Origin of the sequence: Segniliparus sp. (genome assembly GCF_051660745.1) — a bacterium.
In the GTDB taxonomy this organism is placed as follows: domain Bacteria; phylum Actinomycetota; class Actinomycetes; order Mycobacteriales; family Mycobacteriaceae; genus Segniliparus.
Genome location: NZ_JBOFQF010000029.1, coordinates 1 through 25214 on the forward strand (window position 1 = coordinate 1; position 25214 = coordinate 25214).

Annotated in this window: 29 protein-coding genes; 13 read left to right on the forward strand and 16 right to left on the reverse strand. The window is 68.4% G+C overall.

Annotated elements, in window-relative coordinates; genetic code table 11:
• Positions 1 to 45: 45 nt before the first annotated feature.
• Positions 46 to 792, reverse strand: a complete 747-nt coding sequence (lexA, locus tag ACRC20_RS09930) for a transcriptional repressor LexA (RefSeq protein ID WP_438686212.1) — start codon at positions 790 to 792, stop codon at positions 46 to 48.
• 388 nt (positions 793 to 1180) lie between these two features.
• On the opposite strand from lexA, the gene ACRC20_RS09935 reads away from it, so the two are divergent.
• Positions 1181 to 1549: a hypothetical protein gene (locus tag ACRC20_RS09935; RefSeq protein ID WP_438686213.1), complete on the forward strand. Its 369-nt coding sequence runs from the start codon at positions 1181 to 1183 to the stop codon at positions 1547 to 1549.
• Positions 1550 to 1616: 67 nt separating this feature from the next.
• On the forward strand, positions 1617 to 2078 hold the full coding sequence (gene nrdR / locus ACRC20_RS09940) for a transcriptional regulator NrdR (RefSeq protein ID WP_438686214.1): 462 nt from the start codon (positions 1617 to 1619) through the stop codon (positions 2076 to 2078).
• On the opposite strand, the gene ACRC20_RS09945 is transcribed toward nrdR, so the two are convergent.
• A complete protein-coding gene (locus ACRC20_RS09945; RefSeq protein WP_438686215.1) occupies positions 2075 to 3016 on the reverse strand; it encodes a PAC2 family protein in 942 nt (313 codons plus the stop codon). The genes nrdR and ACRC20_RS09945 overlap by 4 nt on opposite strands.
• Before the next feature lie 115 nt (positions 3017 to 3131).
• On the opposite strand from ACRC20_RS09945, the gene ACRC20_RS09950 reads away from it, so the two are divergent.
• Positions 3132 to 4130, forward strand: coding sequence for a DUF4192 domain-containing protein (locus ACRC20_RS09950; protein WP_438686216.1), 999 nt, complete (start codon positions 3132 to 3134; stop codon positions 4128 to 4130).
• Positions 4131 to 4139: 9 nt separating this feature from the next.
• On the opposite strand, the gene ACRC20_RS09955 is transcribed toward ACRC20_RS09950, so the two are convergent.
• The 3 genes from ACRC20_RS09955 to ACRC20_RS09965 form a co-directional block, all read right to left on the reverse strand.
• A complete protein-coding gene (locus ACRC20_RS09955) occupies positions 4140 to 4829 on the reverse strand; it encodes an iron dependent repressor, metal binding and dimerization domain protein (protein WP_438686217.1) in 690 nt (229 codons plus the stop codon).
• 10 nt (positions 4830 to 4839) lie between these two features.
• On the reverse strand, positions 4840 to 5985 hold the full coding sequence (locus ACRC20_RS09960) for a sigma-70 family RNA polymerase sigma factor (RefSeq protein WP_438686218.1): 1146 nt from the start codon (positions 5983 to 5985) through the stop codon (positions 4840 to 4842).
• A gap of 74 nt (positions 5986 to 6059) precedes the next feature.
• Complete coding sequence (locus ACRC20_RS09965; RefSeq protein WP_438686219.1) at positions 6060 to 6392, reverse strand: DUF3099 domain-containing protein; 333 nt, start codon at positions 6390 to 6392, stop codon at positions 6060 to 6062.
• Between the two features lie 36 nt (positions 6393 to 6428).
• Between ACRC20_RS09965 and ACRC20_RS09970 the strand changes: the two genes are divergently transcribed.
• The gene (locus ACRC20_RS09970; protein WP_438686220.1) at positions 6429 to 6698 is read left to right on the forward strand and encodes a DUF3039 domain-containing protein; all 270 of its coding nucleotides are present in this window, start codon (positions 6429 to 6431) and stop codon (positions 6696 to 6698) included.
• A gap of 7 nt (positions 6699 to 6705) precedes the next feature.
• Here the strand turns inward: ACRC20_RS09970 and ACRC20_RS09975 are convergent, their stop codons facing one another.
• From ACRC20_RS09975 to ppgK, 3 genes are all read right to left on the reverse strand, one after another.
• Positions 6706 to 7659, reverse strand: coding sequence for a YihY/virulence factor BrkB family protein (locus ACRC20_RS09975; protein ID WP_438686221.1), 954 nt, complete (start codon positions 7657 to 7659; stop codon positions 6706 to 6708).
• 109 nt (positions 7660 to 7768) lie between these two features.
• Entirely contained in the window at positions 7769 to 9136 is a 1368-nt protein-coding gene (locus tag ACRC20_RS09980; RefSeq protein WP_438686222.1) for an RNA polymerase sigma factor, read from the reverse strand.
• Between the two features lie 47 nt (positions 9137 to 9183).
• Positions 9184 to 9966: a polyphosphate--glucose phosphotransferase gene (ppgK, locus tag ACRC20_RS09985; protein WP_438686223.1), complete on the reverse strand. Its 783-nt coding sequence runs from the start codon at positions 9964 to 9966 to the stop codon at positions 9184 to 9186.
• A 105-nt stretch (positions 9967 to 10071) separates the two neighbouring features.
• Here ppgK and ACRC20_RS09990 point away from each other — a divergent pair, with 105 nt between their 5' ends.
• Positions 10072 to 10974 carry an inositol monophosphatase family protein gene (locus ACRC20_RS09990; protein WP_438686224.1) on the forward strand — a complete coding sequence of 301 codons (903 nt, stop codon included), beginning with the start codon at positions 10072 to 10074 and terminating at the stop codon, positions 10972 to 10974.
• Here the strand turns inward: ACRC20_RS09990 and cei are convergent.
• On the reverse strand, positions 10971 to 11603 hold the full coding sequence (cei, locus tag ACRC20_RS09995; protein ID WP_438686225.1) for an envelope integrity protein Cei: 633 nt from the start codon (positions 11601 to 11603) through the stop codon (positions 10971 to 10973). The two genes, ACRC20_RS09990 and cei, sit on opposite strands and share 4 nt — an antisense overlap.
• 154 nt (positions 11604 to 11757) lie before the next feature.
• Between cei and ACRC20_RS10000 the strand changes: the two genes are divergently transcribed.
• Positions 11758 to 12057, forward strand: a complete 300-nt coding sequence (locus tag ACRC20_RS10000) for a DUF4193 domain-containing protein (protein WP_438686226.1) — start codon at positions 11758 to 11760, stop codon at positions 12055 to 12057.
• Here ACRC20_RS10000 and ACRC20_RS10005 read toward each other — a convergent pair.
• Positions 12054 to 12533: a DUF3093 domain-containing protein gene (locus tag ACRC20_RS10005; RefSeq protein ID WP_438686227.1), complete on the reverse strand. Its 480-nt coding sequence runs from the start codon at positions 12531 to 12533 to the stop codon at positions 12054 to 12056. The genes ACRC20_RS10000 and ACRC20_RS10005 overlap by 4 nt on opposite strands.
• Before the next feature lie 23 nt (positions 12534 to 12556).
• On the opposite strand from ACRC20_RS10005, the gene dut reads away from it, so the two are divergent.
• Both dut and ACRC20_RS10015 read left to right on the forward strand, forming a co-directional pair.
• A complete protein-coding gene (gene dut, locus ACRC20_RS10010) occupies positions 12557 to 13027 on the forward strand; it encodes a dUTP diphosphatase (RefSeq protein ID WP_438686228.1) in 471 nt (156 codons plus the stop codon).
• A 63-nt stretch (positions 13028 to 13090) separates the two neighbouring features.
• Positions 13091 to 13774 (forward strand): DUF3710 domain-containing protein, encoded by a 684-nt coding sequence (locus tag ACRC20_RS10015; protein WP_438686229.1) that lies wholly within the window; start codon positions 13091 to 13093, stop codon positions 13772 to 13774.
• On the opposite strand, the gene ACRC20_RS10020 is transcribed toward ACRC20_RS10015, so the two are convergent.
• Entirely contained in the window at positions 13771 to 14481 is a 711-nt protein-coding gene (locus tag ACRC20_RS10020) for an alpha/beta fold hydrolase (RefSeq protein ID WP_438686230.1), read from the reverse strand. The genes ACRC20_RS10015 and ACRC20_RS10020 overlap by 4 nt on opposite strands.
• Positions 14482 to 14569: 88 nt before the next feature.
• Here ACRC20_RS10020 and ACRC20_RS10025 point away from each other — a divergent pair, with 88 nt between their 5' ends.
• A complete protein-coding gene (locus tag ACRC20_RS10025; protein ID WP_438686231.1) occupies positions 14570 to 14947 on the forward strand; it encodes an OB-fold nucleic acid binding domain-containing protein in 378 nt (125 codons plus the stop codon).
• Between the two features lie 120 nt (positions 14948 to 15067).
• Here ACRC20_RS10025 and ACRC20_RS10030 read toward each other — a convergent pair whose 3' ends face one another.
• Positions 15068 to 15724 (reverse strand): potassium channel family protein, encoded by a 657-nt coding sequence (locus ACRC20_RS10030; protein ID WP_438686232.1) that lies wholly within the window; start codon positions 15722 to 15724, stop codon positions 15068 to 15070.
• Positions 15721 to 16389: a potassium channel family protein gene (locus tag ACRC20_RS10035; protein WP_438686233.1), complete on the reverse strand. Its 669-nt coding sequence runs from the start codon at positions 16387 to 16389 to the stop codon at positions 15721 to 15723. Before ACRC20_RS10035 ends, ACRC20_RS10030 begins: the two co-directional genes overlap by 4 nt.
• 82 nt (positions 16390 to 16471) lie before the next feature.
• Between ACRC20_RS10035 and ACRC20_RS10040 the strand changes: the two genes are divergently transcribed.
• Positions 16472 to 18487 carry an APC family permease gene (locus ACRC20_RS10040; RefSeq protein ID WP_438686234.1) on the forward strand — a complete coding sequence of 672 codons (2016 nt, stop codon included), beginning with the start codon at positions 16472 to 16474 and terminating at the stop codon, positions 18485 to 18487.
• Positions 18488 to 18496: 9 nt separating this feature from the next.
• Entirely contained in the window at positions 18497 to 20416 is a 1920-nt protein-coding gene (gene dxs, locus ACRC20_RS10045) for a 1-deoxy-D-xylulose-5-phosphate synthase (RefSeq protein ID WP_438686235.1), read from the forward strand.
• A 12-nt stretch (positions 20417 to 20428) separates the two neighbouring features.
• Here dxs and ACRC20_RS10050 read toward each other — a convergent pair whose 3' ends face one another.
• From ACRC20_RS10050 to ACRC20_RS10060, 3 genes are read right to left on the reverse strand one after another with little or no spacing between them, the layout of a single operon-like run.
• A complete protein-coding gene (locus tag ACRC20_RS10050) occupies positions 20429 to 20995 on the reverse strand; it encodes a hypothetical protein (RefSeq protein ID WP_438686236.1) in 567 nt (188 codons plus the stop codon).
• 10 nt (positions 20996 to 21005) lie between these two features.
• Complete coding sequence (locus ACRC20_RS10055; RefSeq protein ID WP_438686237.1) at positions 21006 to 21890, reverse strand: serine hydrolase; 885 nt, start codon at positions 21888 to 21890, stop codon at positions 21006 to 21008.
• Positions 21891 to 21904: 14 nt separating this feature from the next.
• The gene (locus ACRC20_RS10060) at positions 21905 to 22852 is read right to left on the reverse strand and encodes a tat pathway signal sequence (RefSeq protein ID WP_438686238.1); all 948 of its coding nucleotides are present in this window, start codon (positions 22850 to 22852) and stop codon (positions 21905 to 21907) included.
• 115 nt (positions 22853 to 22967) lie between these two features.
• Here ACRC20_RS10060 and argC point away from each other — a divergent pair, with 115 nt between their 5' ends.
• A complete protein-coding gene (argC, locus tag ACRC20_RS10065) occupies positions 22968 to 24011 on the forward strand; it encodes an N-acetyl-gamma-glutamyl-phosphate reductase (protein ID WP_438686239.1) in 1044 nt (347 codons plus the stop codon).
• Positions 24008 to 25204 (forward strand): bifunctional glutamate N-acetyltransferase/amino-acid acetyltransferase ArgJ, encoded by a 1197-nt coding sequence (argJ, locus tag ACRC20_RS10070; RefSeq protein WP_438686240.1) that lies wholly within the window; start codon positions 24008 to 24010, stop codon positions 25202 to 25204. The genes argC and argJ overlap by 4 nt, the downstream gene beginning before the upstream one ends.
• Positions 25205 to 25214 lie beyond the last annotated feature (10 nt).

The following is a 25214-nucleotide window of genomic DNA, read 5'->3' on the forward strand; positions in this document are numbered from 1 at the left end:
CCCGTCCAGCCGGACGGGGCCCCACAGCATCTTTCGCGGTCGTGGCTACAGCATGGGGGTGAGCTTGCGGAGCACCGCGATCACCTTGCCGAGGACCTTCGCCTTCTCGCCACGGAACGGCTGGTAGGCCTTGTTCTCCGGGTGGAGCCAGATCTCTCGTCCGTGCCTGCGCAGCGTCTTCACGGTCGCCTCGTCCTCGAAAAGGGCGGCGATGATCTCTCCGTCGTACACCGGGGTCTTGGTCGGGCGGACGACGACCCAGTCGCCGTCGTGGATGCCTGCCTCGACCATGGAGTCTCCGGTCACGGACAGCAGGAAGGCGGCTTCGGTGCCGACCAGCTCGCGGGGGAGCGGGAAGAGGTCCTCGACGTGCTCCTCGGCCAAGACCGGCGCGCCTGCCGCGATCCGGCCGACGAGCGGGACCAGGACGGCGGTGGGGTTCGGCTGCTCCGGCTTCTCCTCGCCCGCAGGCGTCAGCTCGCCGCTGGTGGCGATGAGCTGGCGCGTGTCCACCGCGCGCGGGCGGTTCGCCTCACGGCGCAGGTAGCCCTTCTGCTGCAAGGACCGCAATTGGTGGGCCACCGAGGAGGTCGAGGCGAGTCCGGCGGCCTCCCCGATCTCCCGGATGCTCGGGGGGAATCCACGCTCTCGGATGGAGGAGCGGATGATCTCCAGGATCTCTTGCTGCCTCGGGCTGAGCTCGGGGGGGAGCGGGGTCACCTGCACCTCGGAGAGGGGGGCGAGCTCCGACGAGCCGCTTTCGCCCCCGGCGGCGGATGTGTCTTTTTTCACTTTCGTGACGGACCCTTTGGGTCTGCCCAAAGGCCTGCCGCCAGTTTTGGCTTTGGCTTCAGTGGTTTTGGCCGAACGGCTCGAGGATGGCATGGCAACCTTTCTTGTCGTGTCCCGGAAGTGGGGATTCTCCCTTTCGCCGTGATCGATTCGCGGTGCGGCAGTCCCTCTCCGGGTCAGTTTTTCTCGGGGTTGTGCCCCCTGGCGGCGACTCCTTGTCCAAAGAGGCCGGGCTCTCCGGCCAGCTTCCGTCCCCGCCGACTATAACGGATTGGCATTCATTTTTCAAACACGTGTTCGCTAGTGTCGGGGTTTTTGTCGGTCCTCCGTGCTATACATCCATTATGCGCGTTCATCGAATACGCGTTCGTTTAGAGAGGAGCTTTTGATGAGCCAGGTTATGACTGCTTCCCGACGAGACCGAGTCGCCCCCCGGAAGCTTGCCGCCGGACGGGTGTGCTCGAACACCGCGTTGACCAGCGGAGTCCGGCACGTTTCGCCCAAAGGCGCTCCGGTCGGCAAGCCGAGCTGCGACCGCGCGCGAATCAAAACCGTCCAGCCGGACTTGCCCCGGGTGAGCGGCGCTTCCGCGCTCCTCACCGCCATGCTCCTCGTCGCCATCGCCTTCGGGGTGCTCCTGCTCGGCTCGTGGCGGCAGTCGGCGGTCTCGGGCGTCTCCGAACAACAAGAAGCCGCAGTGCACGCGTCGGGGCTGGCCGCGCAGGCCGACGGCGCAGAAGGGCCGGGCCGCGAGTGACCGCCCAAGCGGGGCCGTTATTGTGGAGGCATGACGGGACATGTCGGCTTCCACACCATCTCAGGCCATGCACTGCCCGTTTTGTAAACACCCAGACACGAGGGTGATGGATTCGCGGGTCGCAGACGAAGGCCGGAGCATACGCAGGCGTCGTTCGTGCCCGGACTGCGGCAGACGGTTCACCACGGTCGAGTCCGCCGTGCTCTCGGTCGTCAAGCGCAATGGCATTGCCGAGCCGTTCAGCCATGAAAAGGTGATCAAAGGGGTGCGACGGGCCTGCCAGGGGCGCGACGTCGACGAGGACGCGCTCCTCAAGCTCGCCAGAGACGTCGAAGACGCCGTCCGCTCGGGGGGCGCGGCGGAGGTGCCCAGCAATGAGATCGGTCTGGCGATACTCGGCCCGCTGCGCGATCTCGACGAGGTGGCGTATTTGCGGTTCGCCTCCGTCTACCGCTCGTTCGACTCGGCCGCCGATTTCGAAGCCGCTATCCGCGAGCTGCGCGAGCACCAGAAGTCGCGCGGCAACTAGTCGTCGTCCTCGCCAGGCGCGGACTCTGGGCGGGTCGCGAGGAAGCGTTCGAATTGGGCGCCGAGCTCTTCGGCGCTCGGCAGCTCTTCGAGGTCGCTCAGGGGCGGCAGCTCGTCCTCTGCGCTCTGCGAGTAGCCGTCGTACTGGTCTTCCAGCGAGGTGATGGCCCGCTGCACTTCGTCGCTGGCGCTGACTTGCTCATCGATTTGCCCATGCGTCGTTTTGACCGCCTCGTGGAGGGCGTCCAACGGGAAGACGAGCCCGCTGTTCTGCGTGACTTGTTCGAGCAGGCCGAGCGCGGAGGCGGGGTAGCCCGCATTGGTGAGGTAGTGCGGCACGTACGCGGTGAAGCCGAGCGAGGGGATGCCGTGTTGCGCGAGCCTGAGTTCGAGCAAAGCGGCCGCGCTCCCGGAGATCAAGGCCTCGCCGTCGTATTTGCGGTGGTCCGCGATGAGCACCGGGTCGAGGGAATGCGCCATGACGATCGGAGGGCGGGTGTGCGGCACGGTCATCGAGAGGGCGGAGAGGCCGATGCTGCGCGTCACGCCGAAATGTCGTGCGACTTCCTCGACCGCCGCCACGAATCTTTCCCACATGAGGTCCGGTTCGAGCCCCGAGAGGAGGAGGAACGGCGTTCCGTTCGAATCCGTGAGCCCGTACAGCCGTAATGTGGGCTCCTCGTAGTGCGCGAAGCTGTTCTTGGCGAATTTGAGCGGGGGACGGCGAGACCGGTAGTCCAACAAGACGTCGATGTCGAACGTCGCGAGCATGGTCGCAGGCAGCGACTCCACGAGATGGGCGGCGGCGAGCTTGGGGGCCTGTCCTGCGTCGAGGAAGCCTTCCAGCGCGTGGACGAGGACAAGACCGCCGTGGTGGGACCATGGGTTTGCCGGATCTTCGGGCTCGATCTGGTACAGCTGCGCTGGGTCTTGGTTCATTGTCTCTCCAGAATAAACCCATCGGTTATCCACCGGGAAAAAACTGATTTCCACAATTTTCCCGATCGATCAGAAAGCCGGTGGCATTGTCGGTGGTCGGGCCGATCCTGCAGGTATGACCACAGGATGGAACACACCGCAGGACGGCGCGGGAGTCTTCTCGACCGGGCCGGGCGGTCTGATCGCAGCGCTTCCGGCGCTGCTCGGCTTCGTCCCGGACGACTCGCTGGTGGCTCTGACGGTCTCCGGCTGGCCGTCCGCCGCGCGGGTCGGCCATGTGCTGCGCGTCGATCTCGACGGGCTCGACGAGGAGGTGTTCGCGCGCATCCGGCCTCTTCTCGCGCTCGCGGCGGGGACGGAGGCCGACTGCGTCCTCGTCGTCCTCGGAGGGAGCGGCGCAGACGCGGACCGGACGGCGTTGTGCGCGCGGTTCGCGCAGTCCGCGCTGCCGCTCGGTGCGCGGCTGTCCGCCGCGTTCTGGGCTCCGTCGACATCGGGCGGCGCCTTGTGGCGGGCTCTGCTGGGCCCTTGGGCGCAGGGGACGGTCGCGGACCCCCGCGCCGACCTTGCCCATGTCGTCGGCGCCCTGCGCGGCGATGTGATCGCGTCGAGCCGCGAACAGCTGCGGGAGCTGCTGCGGGCGAACCCCCTCGATCGCGCAGCCGTCAGGCATGCGGCGCGTGGTCTCGGCGGGTCGGGGCGAGCCGTGGCGGCGGCAGAGCGGGAGATATTCGAAGCGATCGGGCGAGCGGGGCTCTTCGCCACGCTCGATCCAGGGCGGGCGGCGCGTTTCGCCGTGGCGCTTCGGACGAGGGAGACGCGGGACCGCCTGGTCTCGGCGACAGTCGAAGCCGCCACGGGGCCTGAGCCTAGCGGCGCCGAGCTGCTCTGGTCCCGGCTTGTTCCGATGCTCCCGGACGACGCGCGGGCGGAAGCGGCCGCCCTCCTCGCGCTCGCCTGGTACGCCAGGGGCAGAGGCGCTGCGGCGAGGGTCGCGCTTGAGGAGGCGCTTGTCGCGGACCCCGCGCACGAGCTGGCCCAACTGCTGGAGGCCTGCCTCTTCGCCGGAGTGCGACCGGAGGCCTTGCGGACGTTGGTCCAGGATTCGGGCTAGAAGCCCGGACTACACCTTTTCGACCTGGACCGCGTGTGCCAGGTCGTGGGGGATCTCCACGCTCTCATGGCCGGGCACGCCGATGATCACGGCTTGGCCGCGCACTTCGGCGGTGACCTTCGCGTCGGGGACGGCCCCGGCCCGGCGGAACTGGGCGATGAGGTCGACGTCCGCCTGGACATGCTCGGCGAGACGGCGGATCACAACGGGGATCGGGCCGCCCTTCGGCAGCTCGCTGAGGCGGGTCAGCCCCTCGTCCTCGTTCTTGGCCTCGGCGTTCTCGCCGAGCTCCGTGAGACCGGGGATGGGGTTCCCGTACGGCGAGCTCACCGGGTGGCCCAGCACTTCGACGAGGCGGCGCTCCACCTCGTCGCTCATCACGTGCTCCCAGCGGCATGCCTCTGCGTGCGCGTGCTCCCACTTGAGCCCGATGACGTCGACGAGCAGCCGCTCGGCCAGGCGGTGCTTGCGCATGACCGCCACGGCCCGGATCCGGCCCTTCTCGGTCAGCTCCAGCCGTCGGTCGTCCCGGATGACCAGCAGCCCGTCCCGCTCCATCCGTGAGACCGTCTGGCTCACCGTCGGGCCGCTCTGCTCGAGGCGGTCCGCGATACGCGCCCGCAGCGGAGGGATGCCCTCTTCCTCGAGATCATAGATGGTGCGGAGGTACATCTCCGTCGTGTCGACGAGATCGTTCATACGGACTATGTTAGCTCGCGTAGGAACGGAGGCGCTCGGCTCGCTCGCCGTTGCGCAGCTTCACCATCACTTCGCGCTCGATCTGACGGACGCGCTCCCTGGACAGGCTGAAAATCTTGCCGATTTGATCGAGAGTCCGGGGCTGCCCGTCGTCAAGGCCGTAGCGCAGCCGGATAACCTGCTGCTCGACCTCGTTGAGCGTGGCCAGCACGGTGCGGACGTCGCGGTGCAGGAAGCCTGCGATCACGGCGTTCTCCGCAGAAGCCCCTTCGGAGTCTTCGATGAAGTCGCCGAGCGGGGCCTCTTCGTCCGCGCCGACCGGCATGTCCAAGCTCACCGGGTCCCTGCTGTGGTCGAGGAGGTCGGCGATGCGGTGCTCGGGGATGCCGGTCTCGCGCGAGAGCTCCTCGCTCGTCGCCTCGCGGCCGAGCTGCTGGTGCAGCTCGCGCTTGACCCTGGAGAGCTTGTTGACCTGCTCCACCAAGTGGACGGGGAGCCGGATCGTCCGGCTTTGGTCCGCCACGCCCCTGGTGATGGCCTGTCGGATCCACCACGTCGCGTAGGTGGAGAACTTGAAGCCCTTCGAGTAGTCGAACTTCTCCATGGCCCTGATAAGGCCGAGGTTGCCCTCTTGGATCAGGTCGAGGAGGGGGATTCCTCGCCCGGTGTACCGCTTGGCGAGGGACACCACCAGCCGCAAGTTCGCCTCGAGCAGATGCGTGCGCGCGGCCCGCCCGTCGCGCACGACCGTTTTCAGGTCGCGCTTGCGTTGCGGGGTCAGGCCTTGCGCGGTGTTCAGCAGGTGCTCCGCGTACAGGCCGATCTCGATGCTCTTGGCGAGCTGCACCTCGTTCTCGGCAGTGAGCAGCGCGGTGCGCCCGATGCCGTTGAGGTACACCCTGACCAGGTCTGCCGCAGGGCTCTGCGTGTCGAGGTCGCCCTCCGGCAGACGCTCACTGAAAGGGGACGGCGCCTCCGGGGACTCGGCGGGCTCTTCGTTCGAAACGAGGGAGTCCGTCTCTGCGGCTCCCTCTTCCGGGGCGTTGCCCACAGGCTTGATCCCGACCGGGCCTTGGCGCTTCGCGCCTCGCCTCGTTGGTGTCGCGCCGAAGCTTGCCGATGTCGTTTTTGATGCCGATTTGACAGCGTTTGCCATGTTGCTGACCTTCCTCTCTCGGACGGCTTACAGGGTTTAACGTGTCAGAGGCGAGAAATGTTTCGTGTCCTAGGTCACAATTCGAGTGTCGGTCGATCATGGCCGGCCGAGCCCTCTTCGAGCGGCTTGAGATTTCTCCCCGGAGCGAGCAGGTGTGTGCTCTCCTTGGCTTTGGGCGGGCGGTCGTTGGCGATGAGCACGGCCATCCAGGGCAACGGGATCGAAGCGGCGAGGATCGCCATCGCCAAGATCCCGTTGTGCAGCGCGGCGTACGCCAGTGTGGCGAGGATGAACAAGGGGATCCGGAACGACATCATGATCGTGTACTTCCGGACGCGAGCGCGATGCTGATCCTCAAACGAGGGTTCTGCCTCGGTGATCAGGGACGGCTCGGGGCGTTGCGCCATAGCTCAAGTCTACGCCTCAGGCGTAGACTTGCACCCATGAGATTGAGCCAAACGAGGGTCGGCCTTGCCGACACGCAGACGGTCGAGCGGCCTGATGTCGGCGTCGACGAGGACGTCGATTCCGACCGCCCGAAATTCTTCCACTACGTGAAGAAGGCGAAGATCGTGGAGAGCGCGGTCATGGGCACGGTCGTCGAGGCGCTCTGCGGCGAGATCTTCACCGTGACCAAGGCCCCGAAGCCGAACTCCCCGGTCTGCCCGCGCTGCAAGGAGATGTACGACCTGATCGGCTCGCTCAACCCGTAGGTTGCGGCTAGGTTGTTTCTTTCTCTTTCTCGGCGGAGCCCTTGCGGGAGCCGTTGGGCAGCACGTCGTCGACCGCGCGGCCCAAGGTCGCGGTGGCCTGGCTGATGGCGGCGGACACCGAGCCCTTGAACAGGCCCTCTTCCTTTTCCTTGCGCCGCGTCGGCCAGTAGTGCTCGATGGTGGAGTTGAGCTCTGCGCCGAAGATGACCGACATGGCGATGAAGAAGGCCAGCAGCAGCATGGCGATGGGGGTGGCGAGCGCTCCGTACGTGTAGCCCGTCGAGGTGACCCAGTTGAGGTACCACAAAAGGCCCGAGCGCCCGGCCAGGAAGAGCATCACGGCCAGCACCGCGCCGGGGATCAACCGCCACCACGTGGGCGGGACGGGCAGCGCGATGCGGTAGAACCAGGACAGGAAGAGCGTCACGCCAACGAACAGAGCAGGCCCGTACAGGTTGTTGTACAGCTCGCTGAGCACCGGGTGCGTCTCGCTTGGCAGGTGCGTGGTGACCTGGTGCGGGGTGACCGACAAGAGCGGCAGCGCGAGCATCGCGCAGGAGAGGAAGACGATATAGAGCCCGAGCGCGAAAATGCGTTGCCGGACAGGGTGGCGCAGCTCGGTCTGGCCGTGCGCGCGCACGATGGAGTCGACGAACGCGGAAATAGCCGAGGAGCCCGCCCAGAGCGACAAGAGGAAGCTGAACGAGACCACCTCCTCCCGGCCGCGCGCGGTCACCGCGAGCAAGGTCGGACGGATCACCTCGTTGACGAGCTGCTGGCTCAGCGCCTGCTGGGCGAACGCGAGGATCTTGTGCTGCACGTCTTCGAGCACGTCGGGGCCGAACCACGGGCAGACGTAGCCCAAGGTGCCCAAGAGCCCGAGGAACATCGGCGGGAGGGAGAGGATCTGCCAGAAGGCCGCTCCGGCGGACTCCGCGAAGATCGAGTGCTCCCAGCTCATTGCGAGGCTTCGGCCCAGAGTGCGCGCCGAATTCCGAATACCCGACACGACCGCCCGAATCGGACCGGTGCGCGCTCGAGCCATGGGGGACACTATGCCAGAGGCCGCCTCAGTCGAGGTAGTCTCGCAGCACCTGGGAGCGCGACGGGTGGCGCAGCTTCGACATCGTCTTCGACTCGATCTGCCGGATCCGCTCGCGGGTGACGCCGTAGACCTGGCCGATCTCGTCGAGCGTGCGAGGCTGCCCGTCGGTGAGGCCGAATCGCATCCGCACGACTCCGGCCTCGCGCTCGGAGAGGGTCTCCAGCACCGCTTGGAGCTGGTCTTGCAGCAGGGTGAAGCTCACCGCGTCGACCGCGACGACGGCCTCGGAGTCCTCGATGAAGTCGCCGAGCTGGCTGTCGCCCTCGTCGCCGATGGTCTGGTCCAGGGAAATGGGCTCGCGGGCGTACTGCTGGATCTCCAGCACCTTCTCCGGCGGGATGTCCATCTCCCGGCCGAGCTCCTCGGGGGTGGGCTCGCGGCCGAGGTCTTGGAGCAGCTCGCGCTGGATGCGGCCCAGCTTGTTGATGACTTCGACCATGTGCACGGGAATGCGGATCGTGCGGGCCTGGTCGGCCATGGCGCGGGTGATGGCCTGTCGGATCCACCACGTCGCATACGTGGAGAACTTGTAGCCCTTGGAGTAGTCGAACTTCTCCACGGCGCGGATGAGGCCGAGGTTGCCCTCCTGGATCAGGTCCAAGAACGCCATGCCGCGACCGGTGTAGCGCTTGGCGAGCGAGACCACGAGGCGGAGGTTCGCCTCCAAGAGGTGGTTCTTGGCGCGGTTCCCGTCGCGGATGACCCAGTTCAGATCCCGGCGCGTGGTGGTGGGCAGCCGGTCGCCCTCCTCGGTCGCGACGCGCAGCCGCTCCTGGGCGTAGAGCCCGGCTTCGATCCGCTTGGCGAGCTCCACTTCCTGCTCGGCGTTGAGGAGCGCGACCTTGCCGATCTGCTTGAGGTACGCGCGCACAGAGTCGGCGGAGGCGGTGAGCTCGGCGTTCTTCCGGGCTTGGCGCAGGGCCTCGGACTCGTCCTCGTCCCAGACGAAGTCCCCGGACGTCCGCTCCGGGCTCGCGCTGTCGGGGCTCTCTTTGGCGGCGGCTTCGGAGCTCCCGGCCCCTTCTCCTTCGGAGCTCTCGTCGCTTTCGAACTCGTCGTCCCCCTCTTCGACGATGGCTTCGTCGTCGAGCGCGATGTCGATGTCGATGTCGACCGGCTCAAGCTCGTCGAGCGAGGGCTCGTCCTCGCCGCCGGAACGGGCGCCCTTGCCTTTGGCGGGGGCCTTTTTCGCAGCGGGGGACGCGCCTGCTTCGGCGGTCTTTTTCGTGGTCCGACGCGCGCGGGCGGGTGGAGCGGCCGCGGCTCCAGCTTCGAGTCGGCCGTCTTCTTTCGACGCGGGAGCGGCTCCTCGGCGCTGTTGAGTGGCTACCACGGGACCCTTTCTAGCTTTCTACAGTGACGCGAACCATTGTAACCCGGTTAGGGCTGTGCGCCTGCCGCAATCGCATGGGCCGCCCCGACGATGCCCGCCGAGTTGCGCAAGACGGCGGGGACGACCGGGGTCCGGCAGGTCAGCAGCGGCACCCATTTGTCGGCCTTGCGGCTGATCCCGCCGCCGACCACGAAAACGTCCGGCCAGAGGAGGGACTCGAGCTCCTCCAGCACGACAGAGACCCGCTTGGCCCACTCCGGGTAGCTCAACTCGTCCCGGTCTTTCGCGTGGGACGAGGCCATGTGCTCGGCCTCGGCTTTGCCGATCTTCAAATGCCCGAGCTCGGTGTTGGGGACGAGCACCCCGCCGCGCAAAAGGCCCGATCCGATGCCCGTGCCGAAGGTCAAGAGCAGCACCGTGCCCTGGGAGTCCTTGGCCGCGCCGAACCGGTCTTCGGCGATCGCCGCCGCGTCCGCGTCGTTGAGGACGGCCACAGGGCGTCCGCCGAGCGCCTTCGCGAAAAGCTCTGCGGCGTCCGTCCCGATCCAGCCCTGGTCGACGTTCGCGGCGGTGAGGATCTTCCCGTCGCGCACCACGCCGGGATAGGTGATGCCGACGGGGCCGTCCCAGCCCGCTTCGTCGACGATCTTCGCGACCACCTCCGCGACGGCCTCGGGAGTGGAGGGCTGTGGCGTGTCGTACTTGATCCGGTCGGTGAGAAGCTCGCCACTGGCCAGGTCGACGACGCCGCCCTTGACGCCGCTGCCGCCGATATCGATGCCAAACCCCTTCTGGCCTGAGGAGTCTGTGGTAGCCGCAACGTCGCTCATAGGTTGTTTGCTCCTCGGTCTTGAGATTGGTCTTGACGCAATCTTCACGCTGTCCCGCGCGCGGTCCGGTGGCGGGCACGGGGCGTTTGTGCTGCGATGGGCACTATGCCAGCACAGCCCAGCACAGAAGCAAGCGCTCCGGCGCCCGTCTCAGATTATGCCCTGCTGCGCGCTCTCGCGTGCGACGTCGCGACTTCTGCGGCCGAAATGATCCGCAAGCGCCGGACGGAAGTCTTCGCCTCCCCGAGCGACCGCCGCGCAGACGGGGACTCGGTGCGGTCGAAGACGAGCGAGACGGACCCGGTGACGATTGTCGACGTCGAATCCGAGACGTTGATCCGCGAGTCGCTCGCGCGGCTCAGGCCCGGCGACGGGTTCCTCGGCGAGGAGGCGACCGGGAACACCGAACCCGCGTCCGAGACCGGGGTCGTCTGGGTTGTGGACCCGATCGACGGCACCGTCAACTTCCTGTACGGCGTGCCCGCGTACGCGGTGTCCATCGCGGCCCAAGTGGACGGGAAGACCGTCGCGGGCGCTGTCGTGGACGTGCCGCAGGGCTGGGTGTACTCGGCGGCGCGCGGCGAGGGCGCCACGGTGTGGCGGCCAGACCACGGCTCCAAGGAGCTGCGGGTCTCCGAGACGGAGTCGGTCGGCATGGCGCTCGTCTCCACCGGGTTCGGCTACCAGGCCGAGCGGAGGATCGCCCAAGCGCGGCTGGCGGGCTCGTTGCTGCCGGTCGTGCGCGACCTGCGCAGGATCGGCGCGGCGGCTCTGGACCTGTGCCTGGTGGCGGCGGGCAGCTTGGACGCGCATGTCGAGCACGGCCTGAACCCGTGGGATTTCGCCGCTGGCGGGCTGATCGCGGAAGAGGCGGGCGCTTTGGTGCGGGTCCCGCCGACTTCGGCCCGGTCCCCGCAGGGCGAGCTCGTCCTGGTCGCGACCCCGAAGGTCTACCACGAGCTCAGCGCAGTCCTCGAAGAACTGGGCTTCCTGGGGCCGATCGCCTAACAGGTCGGGGTGTGGAGGGCGCTGATCGTGTTCGGATCGACAGGGTCGCCCTTGCGGAGCGCCTGGAGGACCGAACGGCTCGACGCGTTGTGGTTCAGGGTGTGGAATCCCGTGCCGAGGGCGAGGTCGATCGAGTCGTTGTCGCGCTCGTCCCGGATGAGCTCGGCGCAGGGGACTGTCAGCCACACGGACGCGGCCTGCTTCTGGCCGGACGGGCCGAAGCGGATCTGCGCGAAGCAGGACATTTTGTGCTCGGTGTACACCGAGTCGTTGTCGGCCGTGCTTCGGAAGCCGAGCCCGTTGAGCTCGCCGGAGACGCGGCTCGCCTGTTGGTCGGCCCCATTGGCGTTGAGCACCCGGACCCGGACGTCGGCGAGCGCGGCGGGCTCGGCTTTCAGCATTTGCTCCCGGCTGGCCTTCACCCATTGGGCGGGCACGTTCTCCCCGGCGGGCGGTTGCCCGCAGTCAGTGCTCGGCCCGGACTCGCTCTTCGGCCAGACGACGATCCATGCGATGAGCGCGGCCACGGCCAAGACCCCGACGACGATGTAGTAGGGCGTCGGCCGCCGAAGGGGCCATGGTTCGCCCTTCGGGTTTGTCGCCGACCCGGCGGTGATCAGAGATACCAATTGCGGAAGCCTTTCCTGCTTTGTCGTCAAGCTCGGACCATCAGATTATCCGGTCTTCTCCTGTCGTTCATCAGCACTTCTGATAAAGCCCTCAGAATCATGTACACTCTTGCAGCCCCAGGGATCATCCAGGAACGGAGTAGGCACAAAGATTATGGCCACTGACTACGACGCACCCCGGCGCACAGAGGCCGACGACCTCGTCGAGGACTCGCTCGAAGAGCTGACCTCCCGTCGCCATGACGGACAGTCCGAGCTCGTCGACATCGACGACGGCGATCCCCTCGACGCCTTCGAGCTGCCCGGCGCAGATCTTTCCGGGGAGGAGCTCTCTGTCAGAGTCCTCCCCAAACAAGCGGACGAGTTCACCTGCACCAGCTGCTTCTTGGTGTACCACCGCAGCAGGCTGGCGCATGAGGACGGCAGCGAGCTTATTTGCATCGACTGCGCCTAGGCCTCTGATGCTCCAGGAGAGGGCTGGCGCTTGTTCTGCCAGCGCTCGATGACGGCGACCATCTTCTGCGGGTCGGCGCTGGAGAAGAGCCAGTAGGGCGTCGGGTCCTCGGGGTCGTCGATCACCACGAGGACGAGGGAGGGGACCCAGGCCCGGTGCCAGACGAACGCCGCAGGGTCGAGCTGTCTGCCGAGCGCGGCGGATTTCTCCTTCGGGCCGATCACCGCGCAGCGGCTCGTGGCCGAGAGGGGGATGTGCGCCTCGCCCACTCGCAGCTCGCCGTCGTCGTCGACCTCCACCTGGTTTCGGGAGAGCCAGAACAACGCGAGCGCCGCGAGGGCCGCGCACACCAGGGCGGGGATCCAGTAGGGGAAGGGCCGGAAGGCCAAGCTCACGGTGTAAGCGATAGACCCGGAGACGGAGATGCCCAGCGGCCACCACCACCAGGGCACTGAAAGCTGTTCGCGATACGCCATGAGAAGCACGGTAGTCTCTGAGCGTGGTTTCACCCAATGACGGCTCTCTCGACACGGTGGCGTTCGTGCGCCTCGACCCTGGGCTCGACCCTCCGGAACGGGCGCACCCAGGGGACGCGGGCGTCGATTTGCGCGCGGTCGCGGACATCGTGCTCGGCGTGGGCGAACGCGGGATCGTCGGCACCGGGATCGCTGTCGCGATACCGGTCGGCTACGTCGGGTTGGTGCATCCGCGCTCCGGGCTGGCCGCCAGGGTCGGCCTGTCCATCGTGAACACGCCGGGCACGATCGACGCGGGCTACCGGGGCGAGATCAAAGTCTGCCTGGTCAACCACGATCCGCTCGCCCCTATCGAGATCAAACGCGGCGACCGGATCGCCCAGCTGCTCGTCCAGCGCGTCGAGCTGCCGGTCTTCCGAGAAGTCGACTCGCTGGACGAGACGACGCGCGGCTCCGGGGGGTACGGCTCCTCCGGAGGGCACGCGGCGCTGTGAGGGTCGTCGCAGTCCAGATGGATGAGATGCAGGGCAGCAGGAGCCGACGTGTACGGAGGCGGTATGGGTACACGAGGCGACGATAACGCAGCAGATCGCCATCTGGGCGCGACGAAAGTCGATCTGGGGTCGATTGTCTTGTATGTCCCAGAGGGCAGCAGGCTGCGGCTTGCGTTCGGCCCCGGCGACGCGCTCCTCGCGGCGGCCTTGCTCTGCCCGTTCGGCGAGGTCGAGGTGCGCGCGCATGCGGCGCCGAGGCAGCGCTACGCCGACGCGGCGGGCGGGGAGGGCCTCGCCGGGCAGTGGCGCGCGATGCTCGCCGAACTCGCGGACGAGCTGCACGCGGCGGGTCTGCAGCTCGCTTTCGAAGACGGGCCGTGGGGGCGCGAGCTTGCCGCGACGCACGGCAGCACGTGCCGAAGGCTCGTCGGGCGGGACGGAGGCCGCTGGACCCTCGTCGCCGTCGCGGCCGGACCGGCCAAACACGCCGAGATGCTCACCGGCTTCATCCACGAGGTGCTGGCCGGAACCGAGGTGCGCCGGGGCGACGAGCCGCAGCCCGCGAAGGCGTTGTTGCCGTTGCGGATCGTCGATCCCGGGGGGCTCGGGGACTGGGAGCGGGCCGACCTCGTCCCGCACGAGCCGGGCGCGGCCGAGCCGGAGCCGTTCCGGCCGCGTTTCCCCGATCCCGGCGAGCCGGGAGCAAAAGGGTCCGCCATGCAGCAGCTCCGGGCCCTGCAGCCCTAGGCGGCGAGCTCCGCGAACGCGTCGAACACCGCGTGGCCGAGCCGGGACGGGTCCGCGCCGACCTCGGCGAAATCGAGCTCGACCAAGGTCCCTTTCGCCAGCGCGCCCAGCCAGCGGCGAGCCGCTTGGACCGGGTGGATCGGGTCGCCGCGCACCGCGCCGAGGACGACCGGGATCCGAAGCGCCGCCAGCGCCGCTTCGGTCGGCAGCGCCGTCTTGCCGATTTCTTCGAAGGCGTCCGGCAAGCCGGGCCATTGCGCCGTCCACGAGCGGGCGAGCCGTTCGGCGACCCAGCCGGGGCTTCCCGCGCGCATGTCCGCGAGGATCGGCCCGAGGCCCTGCTCGCGCAGCAGCTTCGCGGTGTGCTTCGCGTTCTCCGCGGCTGCCGCGCCAGCCGGGTCGCCCAGCCAGGCGGGCAGGCAGGCGAGCACGCCCGCGCACTGGTCCTGATGCTCGCTCGCCCATTGCGCGCCGATATGCGAGCCGATGGAGAAGCCGCACACGATCACGGGGCCCGCGTCCTGGACGGCAGCGTCGAGCGCCTGTTCGTAACTGGCCCGCACCGCCCTCGGATCCGGGTCGACAGGGATGAGCGGCAGGCCGAGCGCTGCGGCGGCGGGCCCGAAGACTTCCGCCATGAACGCGGCGTCCGACCCCGCGCCCGGCAGGGCGACGACCACGGACGCGACGGTTTTCAACAGAGGCACAGTGCTCTCGATAATGTCATCGGGGCCATTGTCGAAGGCTCGCGGGGGGCGAGTGGCATTGGACGGGAAAGAGGTCTACTGTGGCGGTGTGGCAAGTGCAACTCAGTACTTCAAACAACTGGCGAGGAAGCTCACCGCGGACCCGAGCGAGTTCGACGACGAGGAGATCCGCGAAGAGGCCCGCGCGCTCGGAGCCGACCGGGCGGGCGAGTGCTCCCCGGGCGCGCTCGTGACCCTCGTCGGCGAGTTGCGCAGCGTCTCGAACTGCCCGAAGAGCTTGAACGTCGGCGTGCACGCGGAGTTCTTCGACGGCACGGACACCGTCTCCTTGGTGTGGATCGGCCGCACTCGGATCCCCGGCCTCGAAGTGGGCCGCTCGATCTCCGTCAAGGGCCGCCTCGGCTGCAAGGAGAGCGGTCGGAAGGTCATGTACAACCCGTATTACGAGTTGCTCGAAGAAGCCTGATCCCGCAGGTTGACGGGCTCGTAATACCCTAGGACGCGCAGGCTGAGGAACGAGGCCGGAGTGTCCCGACTAGCGCTGTACGAGTTGCTCGAAGAAGCCTGATCCCGCAGATCCTGAAGCCTAAGACTCCAGGATGTCGCGCAGCTCGCCCTCGACCTCTGGCAGGGCGATGAACACCAGCTCGTCGCCGCCTTCGAGCGGGTCCTCGGCCAAGGGCACGATGACGCGCTCCCCACGCAGGATCGCCACCAGCGCGGTGTCCCTGGGAAGGGTGAGCTGGCGGACGGATTTGCCCGCCCACGGCGTGCTCTGCGGCAGCGTCAGCTCTACGAGGTTCGCCTTGCCCTGGCGGAAGGTCATCAGGCGCACCAAGTCGCCGACCGACACAGCCTCGTCCACGAGCGCGGCGAGCATGCGGGGCGTCGACACGGCCACGTCCACGCCCCAGGAGTCGTTGAACAGCCACTCGTTGCGGGGGTCGTTCACCCGCGCGACGACGCGGGGCACGGCGAACTCGGTCTTCGCGAGCAGGCTGACCACCAAGTTGGCCTTGTCGTCCCCGGTCGCGGCGACCACGACGGAGTAGTTCTCCAAACCGGCGGCTTCGAGATGCTTGAGCTCGCACGCGTCCGCCTGCATCCAGCTGGCCTGGGGCACGGACTCCTGGTCGATATGGCTGGGATCGCGCTCGATGAGCAGCACTTCGAGCTCGTGCTGGATCAGCTCCCGCGCGATGGACCGGCCCACGGCGCCCGCGCCTGCAATCGCGACCCTCACAGGTCCTCCTCTTTCGGCTCCGCGCTCGCGATGGCGAGGGCTTTGGGCAGCTCGCCGACTCGCACGGCGGCGTACACCACGTCTTCGTCCTGCAAGATGGTCTTTCCGGTCGGCAGGATCGCCTCGCCGAAGCGGTGCAGGAACACCACCCGCGACGAGGTCGCCTCCTCGAAGCGCTTCACCGCTTTCCCGGCCCACTGCTCGTGGCGGGGCAGCGCGGTGACCTCGATGCCGCCGGACGGGTCGCGCCATGTCGTGATCTCGCTGGCCTCGGTGATGGCGAACAAGAAACGCTCGGTGGCCCACGGCACGGTGGTCACCGTCGGAATACCGAGCCGCTCGTAGACTTTCGCGCGCTTGTGGTCGTAGATCCGCGCCACCACTTTCGGCACGTCGAAGATCTCTTTGCAGACCCGGGCGGAGATGATGTTCGAGTTGTCTCCCGAGGACACCGCCGCGAAGGCGTCCGCCTTCTTCACGCCCGAACGCAGCAGCACGTCCCGGTCGAAGCCCTGCCCGAGGACGCATTCGCCGGGGAAGTCCGGGCCGAGGCGGTGGAACGCGGTCGGGTCGCGGTCGATCACCGCGACCTCGTGGCCGAGTTTGACGAGGGCGAGGGAGAGGGAGGCTCCGACTCGGCCACAGCCCATGACTACTACACGCACGACCAGAGGCTACCTTACTATTCCTAGAGGCCACGGGCTGCGCCAGAAGCCCGTGCCACGAACAAGCCTGAGGAGGCCCGGTTTGGCGGTGACGTCGACGCTTTCAGGAGCCGTCAAACGATTGGTACTGGGGCGGCCCTTCCGCAGCGACAAGCTCAGCCACACGCTGCTGCCCAAACGCATCGCGCTCGCGGTGTTCGCCTCCGACGCGATGTCCTCGGTGGCGTACGCCCCGCAAGAGGTGTTCCTGGTCCTGTCGACGGCAGGGCTGGGGGTGTACGCGCACGCGCCGTGGATCGGCCTCGCGGTGGCGTTCGTCCTCGCGGTCGTGGTGGCGAGCTACCGGCAGAACGTGCACGCCTACCCGTCCGGTGGCGGCGACTTCGAGGTGGTCACCACGAACTTGGGCGACACCCCCGGCCTCGTGGTGGCCAGCGCGCTCATGGTCGACTACGTGCTCACCGTGGCGGTCTCCATCTCCTCGGCCGTGGAGAACATCGGCTCTGCCGTGCCGTTCATCGACCAGAACAGGGTTTTGACCTCGGTCGTCCTCATCGTCTTGCTCACCGCGATGAACCTGCGCGGGGTGCGCGAGTCCGGCACGGCCTTCGCCATCCCCACATACGCGTTCATCGGCGCGATCCTGGTCATGCTCGGATGGGGGTTCGCACAGTTGGCGACGGGGCACTCGGTGAAGGCCGAGTCGGCGGACTTCGGCCTCTTGGCGGAGCATTCCCAGATGACGCAGGCGGCGTTCGTGTTCCTCATCGCCCGAGCCTTCTCCTCCGGCTGCGCGGCGTTGACCGGCGTCGAGGCGATCAGCAACGGCGTCCCCGCCTTCCGCAAGCCGAAGTCGAAGAACGCCGCGACCACCTTGCTCCTGCTCGGCTCGGTCGCGGTCGTGCTCTTCCTCGGCATCCTGGTCCTGTCGATCAAGACCGGGGTGCACTACGCGGAGTCGGCGCAGCAGTTGGTCGGGGCCCCCGCCGACTACCAGCAGAAGACGGTGATCGCGCAGCTCGCGCAGGCGGTGTTCGCGGACTTCCCGGCGGGCTTCTACTTCGTGGCCGTGGTGACCGCCCTCATCCTGGCCCTGGCGGCGAACACGGCGTTCAACGGGTTCCCGGTGCTCGGCTCCGTGCTCGCCCAGCACAGCTATCTGCCGAGGCAGTTCCACACCAGGGGCGACCGGCTCGCTTTCTCCAACGGCATCGGGTTCCTCGCGGTCGCGGCGGCGGCGTTCGTGATCAGCTTCCACGCCCAAGTGACCTCGCTCATCCAGCTCTACATCGTCGGCGTCTTCGTCTCCTTCACCTTCAGCCAGACCGGCATGATCCGGCACTGGACGAGGCTGCTGAAGACCGAGGCCGACCCTGGCGCGCGCCAGAAGATGGTGCGTTCGAGGCTCATCAACGCGATCGGCCTCGTGATGACCGGTTTCGTGCTCGTCGTGGTGCTGGTCACGAAGTTCTTCGCCGGGGCGTGGATCGCGATCCTCGCGATGTCGGTCATCTTCGTGGTGATGCGGCTGATCCGGAAGCACTACGACTCGGTGGGCGAGGAGCTCGCCGCGCAGGAGCTGAGCAAGGTCCTCCCGAGCCGCAGCCACACGCTGGTGCTGGTCTCGAAAGTCCACCTGCCCACGATGCGGGCGCTCGCCTACGCGAAGGCCACCCGCCCGGACACGCTCGAGGCGATCACCGTCAACGTGGACGACAAAGACACCCACTTGCTCGTGGAGGCGTGGGAGGAGAGCGGCATCGAGGTGCCGCTGAAGGTGATCGCCTCCCCGTACCGCGAGGTGACCCGGCCGGTGCTGGACTACGTGCGCAGGCTGCGCCGGGACTCGCCGAGGGAGGTGGTGAGCGTCTTCATCCCCGAGTACGTGGTCGGCCATTGGTGGGAGCAGCTGCTGCACAACCAGAGCGCGCTGCGCCTGAAAGGCGCCCTGCTCTTCGAGCCCGGCGTGATGGTCACCTCGGTGCCGTGGCAGCTGCATTCTTCCGAGCGGCGCAAACGGGACGACACCCTCGGGCTCGCCCCCGGAGCGCTCCGCCGTGGTCTGACGAGCGGGCCCGGCGGCAAGCCGGTGGCGTAGACTGGGCGGATGCTCAGCTCGATAGCTTCCCCGAGCGATCTGCGCGCGCTCTCCCCGAGCCAGGTGACGCGATTGATCGGCGAGATCCGAGAATTCCTCATCGAGAAAGTGTGCGCGACCGGGGGGCACCTCGGGCCGAACCTCGGCGTTGTGGAGCTGACCGTGGCCCTGCACCGGGTATTCGAGTCGCCGAACGACGCCATCGTTTTCGACACCGGGCACCAGAGCTATGTGCACAAGCTGCTGACCGGGCGTGCGGGGGGCTTCGACCGGCTCCGCAAGCGCGGGGGGCTGTCCGGGTACCCGGACCGGGCCGAGAGCGAGCACGACTGGGCCGAGTCCTCGCACGCCTCCGCCGCGCTGTCCTACGCCGACGGCCTCGCGAAGGCCTTCGAGCTGGGCGCTCGTGCCACGGGCGGGCGGGGCGAGGGGCGCTCGGTGGTCGCGGTCGTTGGGGACGGGGCGCTCACCGGCGGGATGTGCTGGGAGGCCCTCAACAACATCGCTTCGTCGGGGCGCTCTGTGGTGGTCGTGGTGAACGACAACGGGCGCTCGTACTCGCCGACGATCGGCGGGCTCGCGGAACGGCTCACGGCGTTGCGGCTGCAGCCGGAGTACGAGCAGATCCTGCGCGGCGGGCGCGAGGCGCTGCGCCGCGTCCCCTTGGTCGGGGAGACGGCGTACCGGTTCATCCACGCGGTGAAGACCGGCGTGAAGGACGCAGTGAGCCCGCAGGCGCTCTTCTCCGACCTCGGGATCAAATACCTCGGGCCGATCGACGGGCACGACGAGCCCGCGCTCGAGGAGGCGTTGCGCCGCGCCAAGCGTTTCGGCGGCCCGGTGATCGTGCACGCGCTGACCCAGAAGGGGAAGGGCTTCGCCCCGGCCGAGGCGGACGAGGACGAGCAGATGCACGCCATCGGGGCGATCGATCCGGTGGCAGGCCGCGCGCTCGTCCCCGCGAAGCCGGGTTGGACAAGCGTCTTCTCCCAAGAGCTTGTGGCGCAGGGGGAGCGGCGGGAGGAATTGGTCGCGATCACGGCCGCGATGCCGGGGCCGACCGGGCTGAAAGCGTTCGGCGAGCGGTTCCCGGACCGGATGTTCGACGTGGGGATCGCCGAGCAGCACGCGGTGACCTCTGCGGCCGGGCTCGCGCTCGGCGGGCAGCATCCGGTGGTCGCGGTGTACTCGACGTTCCTCAACCGGGCTTTCGACCAGTTGCTCATGGATGTCGCGCTGCTCAAGCTGCCGGTGACGTTGGTGCTCGACCGGGCGGGGGTCACCGGCGACGACGGCGCGAGCCACAACGGGATGTGGGACTTCTCGATCCTCTCCATCGTGCCGGGGCTCCGGGCCGCCGCGCCACGGGACGGGGCGAGGCTGCGCGAGGAGCTCGGCGAGGCGCTCGACACGGCAGACGGCCCGACCGCGCTGCGCTTCCCGAAAGGGCAGGTCCCCTCGGACGTCCCGGCTGTGCGCAGGCTCGCGGACGGCGCGGATGTGCTCGACGAGGACCAGGCGGGCCGCAACGACGTCTTGCTCGTCTCGGTCGGCGCGTTCGCGCAGCTCTCCCTCCAGATCGCCAAGGCGCTGCGGGAGAAAGGCTTCGGCGTGACCGTGGTGGACCCGCGCTGGGTGCTGCCGCTGCCCGAGTCGGTGCTCGAACTCGCGGCCGAGCACGCGGTGGTGGTGACGTTGGAGGACAGCGGGGAGCGCGGCGGGGTCGGCTCGACGCTCTCGCAGACGCTGCGCGCCCGCGACGTGGACGTCCCGTGCCGGGACATCGCCCTGCCGCAGCGGTTCTACGCCCACGGCACGCGGGCGCAGGTGCTCGAAGAGGCCGGTATCACGGTGGACGCGCTTGTCGACAAGGTCAGCGGCTGGGCGGAGAAATACACCGGCAGCCGTGCCAGCACCAGGGCCTCGTAGGCCCCGGGCGACTTACTGGGCCGTGTATTTCGTGCCGTCGAGCGCGAGGACGCTGAGGACTTTCGTGCCCTCTTGGCCCGGCTGCGAGCATGTGGCGCGCACGTCGTTCACATAGGCGTCCGGGTATTTCTCCAGCGGGCTGCCCGGGTTGGCCTTGGCGATCCTGGACAGGGTGTCGCGCTGGCTGCCCGCGCCCAACGAGTTGAACGTGGCGCACGTGATGTCGGCGGGCTGGCTGGACCCCGTCGGAGTCTCCGAAGGCGTCTCCGCGCTGGAGGAGGTCGTCGATGTGCTGTGCGTCGAACTCGTGGAGCCGTTTGTCGACGTGCCGCTGGAGTCAGAGCTGTCGTCGCCGCCCTCGCCCTCGGCGGAGCTCGACGAAACTGGCGCGCTCGACGTGGTCGCGGGCGGGGCGCTCGGCGCGGAGGCGGGGCTCGGAGTCGGGGCGCCTCCCGCTGGCGGAGGGGTGTCGTTGCCGCAGCCCGCCGCGCCTGTGATCAAGGCGGCCCCGGCGAGCGCCGCGGCGAGTTTCCCCCGACCGAGCTTCCCCAAGCCGAATGTTCCACGATCAAAGCTCATGGGGCTCACCCTACCCGATGTCGTCGGCTCGTCCCGCGAGGAGGATGCTCGCGACCTGGGTGTCTGTGGCCCAGCCTTCGGCCTGCCCGCCCGCGCCCGCGAGGTTGTTCATGATGGCGAGCATGTAGCGCTCGTCCGGTCCGGCGAAGCCGACCGAGTTGGCGACCCAGCCGGTCGGCTCCTCGGACCAGCCGTTCTTGTCCCCAGGGGCCATCGAGGCGCCTGCGCCCCACACGCCCCACTGCTGGTTCTGGGCGACGCCGCGCATCTCGCCGAGCAGGTACGCCCGGTCTGCGGGATTTGTCTGCTCGAGGATGTAGAGCATGAGCCGCCCGAGGTCGTCCGCGGTGGCCTTGTGGTTGCCCCAGTACATGCTCGACGCGGACGGCGAGCCCTGCGCGATCTCGTCGATGAAGCCGTAGGACTGGAACACCCGCAGGAGCGTCGTGCCGCCGGGCCCGTTGTACTTGTCCCACAGCGCGTTCGCGGCGTCGTTGTCCGAGTAGTTGAGCATCCGGTGCATCAGGTCTTGGTCGGCGCCGGTCAGCGTGAGCTGTCCGGCGCGCTGTCGGACCAGGAGGTCGGTCGCGACGAGCAGTTTGATGGTGGATGCGGTGAAGATCAGCTCGCTCGCGTGCGGGCTGTGGTAGGTGGCGCCGGTCTTGCGGTCGCGCAGCACGTAGCTGACCACGCCGGGGCGGGCGGCGATGTAGGCGTTCGCCTTCGCGATCCGGATCTGCAGGTCGCAGTCGAGGTCTGCGGCGCCCGCTTGTGCGGACGAGCAGCCGACTTGCGAGCTCGCCTCTTCCCCGTCGTTCTGGTCCGCCCATGCGAGGGGCGCGGCGAGGGCCGCGCAGCAGGCTGCCGCCGCGCAGGCTTGTAGAACTCGTCTCATACTGCTCGCTCCCGTCATTCCCGATCCGCCAAGAGTGTTTCCGCGATATGGGTGTCGGTGGCGGTGCCGTCCTCGAAACTGGCCGCGGAAGGATTCATGATCGCGAGGGTGTAGCGCTGTCCGGCTCCCGCGAAGCCGACCGAGTGCAGCACCCAGCCGCCGACTCCGGACCAGCCGTTCTTGTCGCCGGGATGGGCGGACGCGCCTGCGCCCCACACGCCCCACTGCTGGTCCGAGTCGACGTTCTGCATCTCGTTGACGATGTAGGCGGTGTCCGCCGGGTCCATCTTCTCGAGCACGAACTGCATGAGCCGGTCGAGGTCGTTCGTGGTGCACGCGGCGGCGCCCCAGTACACGTCGATGCCGTCGTAGCCGCCTTGGGAGCGCAGATCGGCCATCCCGTAGTTCGGGAAGTCGTTCATGAAGGCCATGTGGTCGTCGCCCCAGTACTTCATCCACAGCGTGTCGGCGGCGTTGTCGTCCGAGGAGTGCAGCATGGCGTGGATCAGCGAGCGGTCCGAGGCGCTCAACGCGATCAGGCTCGCGCGGTCCCTGGTGAGCAGGTCGACCGCCATCGCGAGCTTCACCGTGGAGGCGGCGAAGATCAAGTCGTCCGCGTGCGCGTTCCGGTACGCCCCGCCGGTCACCCGGTCCCGCAGGACGTAGCCCGTGCCGGGGGCCTCGGCCGCGAGGATGGCGTTCGCCCGCGCGACGCGACGCTGCAGGTCGCAGTCGAGGTCGGAGCCGAGAATCGGGCAGTCGACCGCAGACCGTGTGTCGGGGTCGGGCGCGGCGGGCGGAGCCATGGCGGCCTGCCCGGCGAATGCGACCGCCCCGAAGCCCGCCGCCGCGCAGGCGCGCGAGAGCCGAGCGAGGCGATCGGGCTTGCGTCGGACCTCCCGTCCTGGGCTCCCCGCCTGTCGCCCCGGCTCGCGCGCGCGGAGGTCGAATAGTCGGTTCATGTTGCTATTAGATTGACATATTCTCCTGGGGTTTACCTACTTAGGCGTGGCGTGATCAAGGGCACATCCCTGGCCCATTTTGTATAATAATTCGGAGATGTGTATTATTACTCGCATGGCTACAAATCTGACCGTCGCTGTCGCGGGCGCGAGCGGGTACGCAGGCGGTGAAATCTTGCGTTTGCTCCTCGGCCATCCGGCGTTTGCCGACGGGCGCCTGTCCATCGGCGCGCTGACGGCGGGCGCGAACGCGGGGAGCAAGCTCGGCGAGCATCATCCGCACCTGTGGCCGCTCGCCGGACGTGAGCTGGAGGCGACCACGTCCGACGTCCTCGCCAAGCACGATGTCGTCTTCCTCGCGCTGCCGCACGGCGCGTCTGCGGAGTTCGCGAAGACCTTGCCCGAGACGACGCTGATCATCGACTGCGGGGCGGACTTCCGGCTGGCAGGCGCGGCCGCGTGGGAGAAGTACTACGGCGGCCACCACGCGGGCAGCTGGCCGTACGGGCTCCCCGAGCTCTCCGGCGGCCGGGACCGGCTGCGGTCCACGCGGCGGATCGCCGTGCCCGGCTGCTACCCGACCGCCGCGCTGCTCGCCCTCGCCCCCGCGATCGAGGCGGGCCTTGTCGAGCCCGACGTCACTGTCGTCGCGGTGTCGGGAGTCTCCGGGGCGGGCCGGGTGCCCAAGCCCAATTTGCTCGCGGGCGAGGTGCTGGGCGCGCTCACCCCGTACGGAGTCGGCGGCGTGCACCGGCACACCGCCGAGATCGTGCAAGAGCTCTCCACCCGCTCCGCCGGAGCGGTGACTGCCTCGTTCACCCCGGTGCTCGCGCCGACGACACGGGGCATTGTCACCACGTGCACGGCGAAAGCTGTGGCGGGCGCGGCGGAGATCCGCGCCGCCTATGAGAAGGCGTACGCGGACGAGGCGTTCGTCAAACTGCTCGCTCCCGGCGAGTGGCCGTCCACCGCGTCGGTGCTCGGCACGAATATCGCCGCTGTCGGCGTCGGGGTGGACGAGGCGGCGGGCAAGCTCATTGCCGTCTCCGCGATCGACAACCTCGTCAAGGGCACCGCCGGGGGAGCGGTGCAGTCGATGAACCTCGCGCTCGGCTGGTCGGAGGCCGAAGGCCTGCCTGTGGTTGGATCAGCGCCATGACAGCGTTCGAACAACAGGGCGTGCTCGCCCCGCAAGGCTTTTTCGCCGCAGGCGTCGCCGCCGGGATCAAGCTCTCCGGCAACCTCGACCTCGCGCTGCTCGTGAACCACGGCCCCCGGTTCGACGCGGCGGGCGTGTTCACCCGCAACCAGGTGAAGGCCGCGCCGGTGCTCTGGACCCGGCAGGTGCTCAAGGGCGGGCAACTGCGCGCGGTGCTGCTCAACGCGGGCAACGCGAACGCGTGCACCGGGCCGGACGGGTTCGGGGACACGCACCGCAGCGCCGAGACCGTGGCGGCGGGGCTGGTGGCCAAAGGCGTCGGCGACATCGGGGCGGCGCAAGTCGCGGTCTGCTCCACCGGGCTCATCGGCGAGCGGCTGCCGATCGAGAAACTGCTCGACGGCGTCGGCGTCCTGGTCGGCAAGGCTGCGGCGGGCGAAGCCGATCCGCAGGCCTTCGCGCGTGCGATCATGACCACCGACACCGTGCCGAGGCTGGCCGCCGTCGAGCATCCCTCCGGCTGGCGGCTCGGCGGGACCGCGAAAGGAGCGGCGATGCTCGCGCCCTCGCTCGCGACCATGCTCGTCGTCCTCACCACGGACCTCGTCGCCACGCCTGAGCAGCTGGACGCCGCGCTGCGCGGCGCCACCCGGCACACCTTCGACCGGCTCGACGTGGACGGGGTGAGCTCCACGAACGACACCGTGCTGCTGCTGGCCTCCGGGGCGAGCGGGATCGAGGCGGACCAGGACTCGCTGAACCGCGCCGTCTTCACGGTCTGCTCCTCCCTGGCCGCGCAGATGCAGGCCGACGCGGAAGGCGTCACCAAACGAGCCATGATCCGTGTCGTCGGGGCGCGCAGCGAGGACGAAGCCCTCGCCGCCGCTCGGACGGTGGCCCGGGACAGCCTGGTGAAGACCGCGCTCTTCGGGTCCGACCCGAACTGGGGCCGAGTCCTCGCCGCCGTCGGCTGCGCGCCGGTGGAGCTCGACCCGGACAAGATCTCGGTGCGCTTCAACGGGCACCAGGTCTGCGCGAACGGGGGGGCGGTCCCCGGCGCGCGCGACGTCGACCTCTCCGGCCCCGACATCGAGGTCGAGATCGACCTCGGTTCCGGGGAAGCGGCCGCATGGATCCGCACCACCGACCTCTCGACGGAATATGTCCGCTTGAACTCGGACTACTCGACATAACCCGGCTACC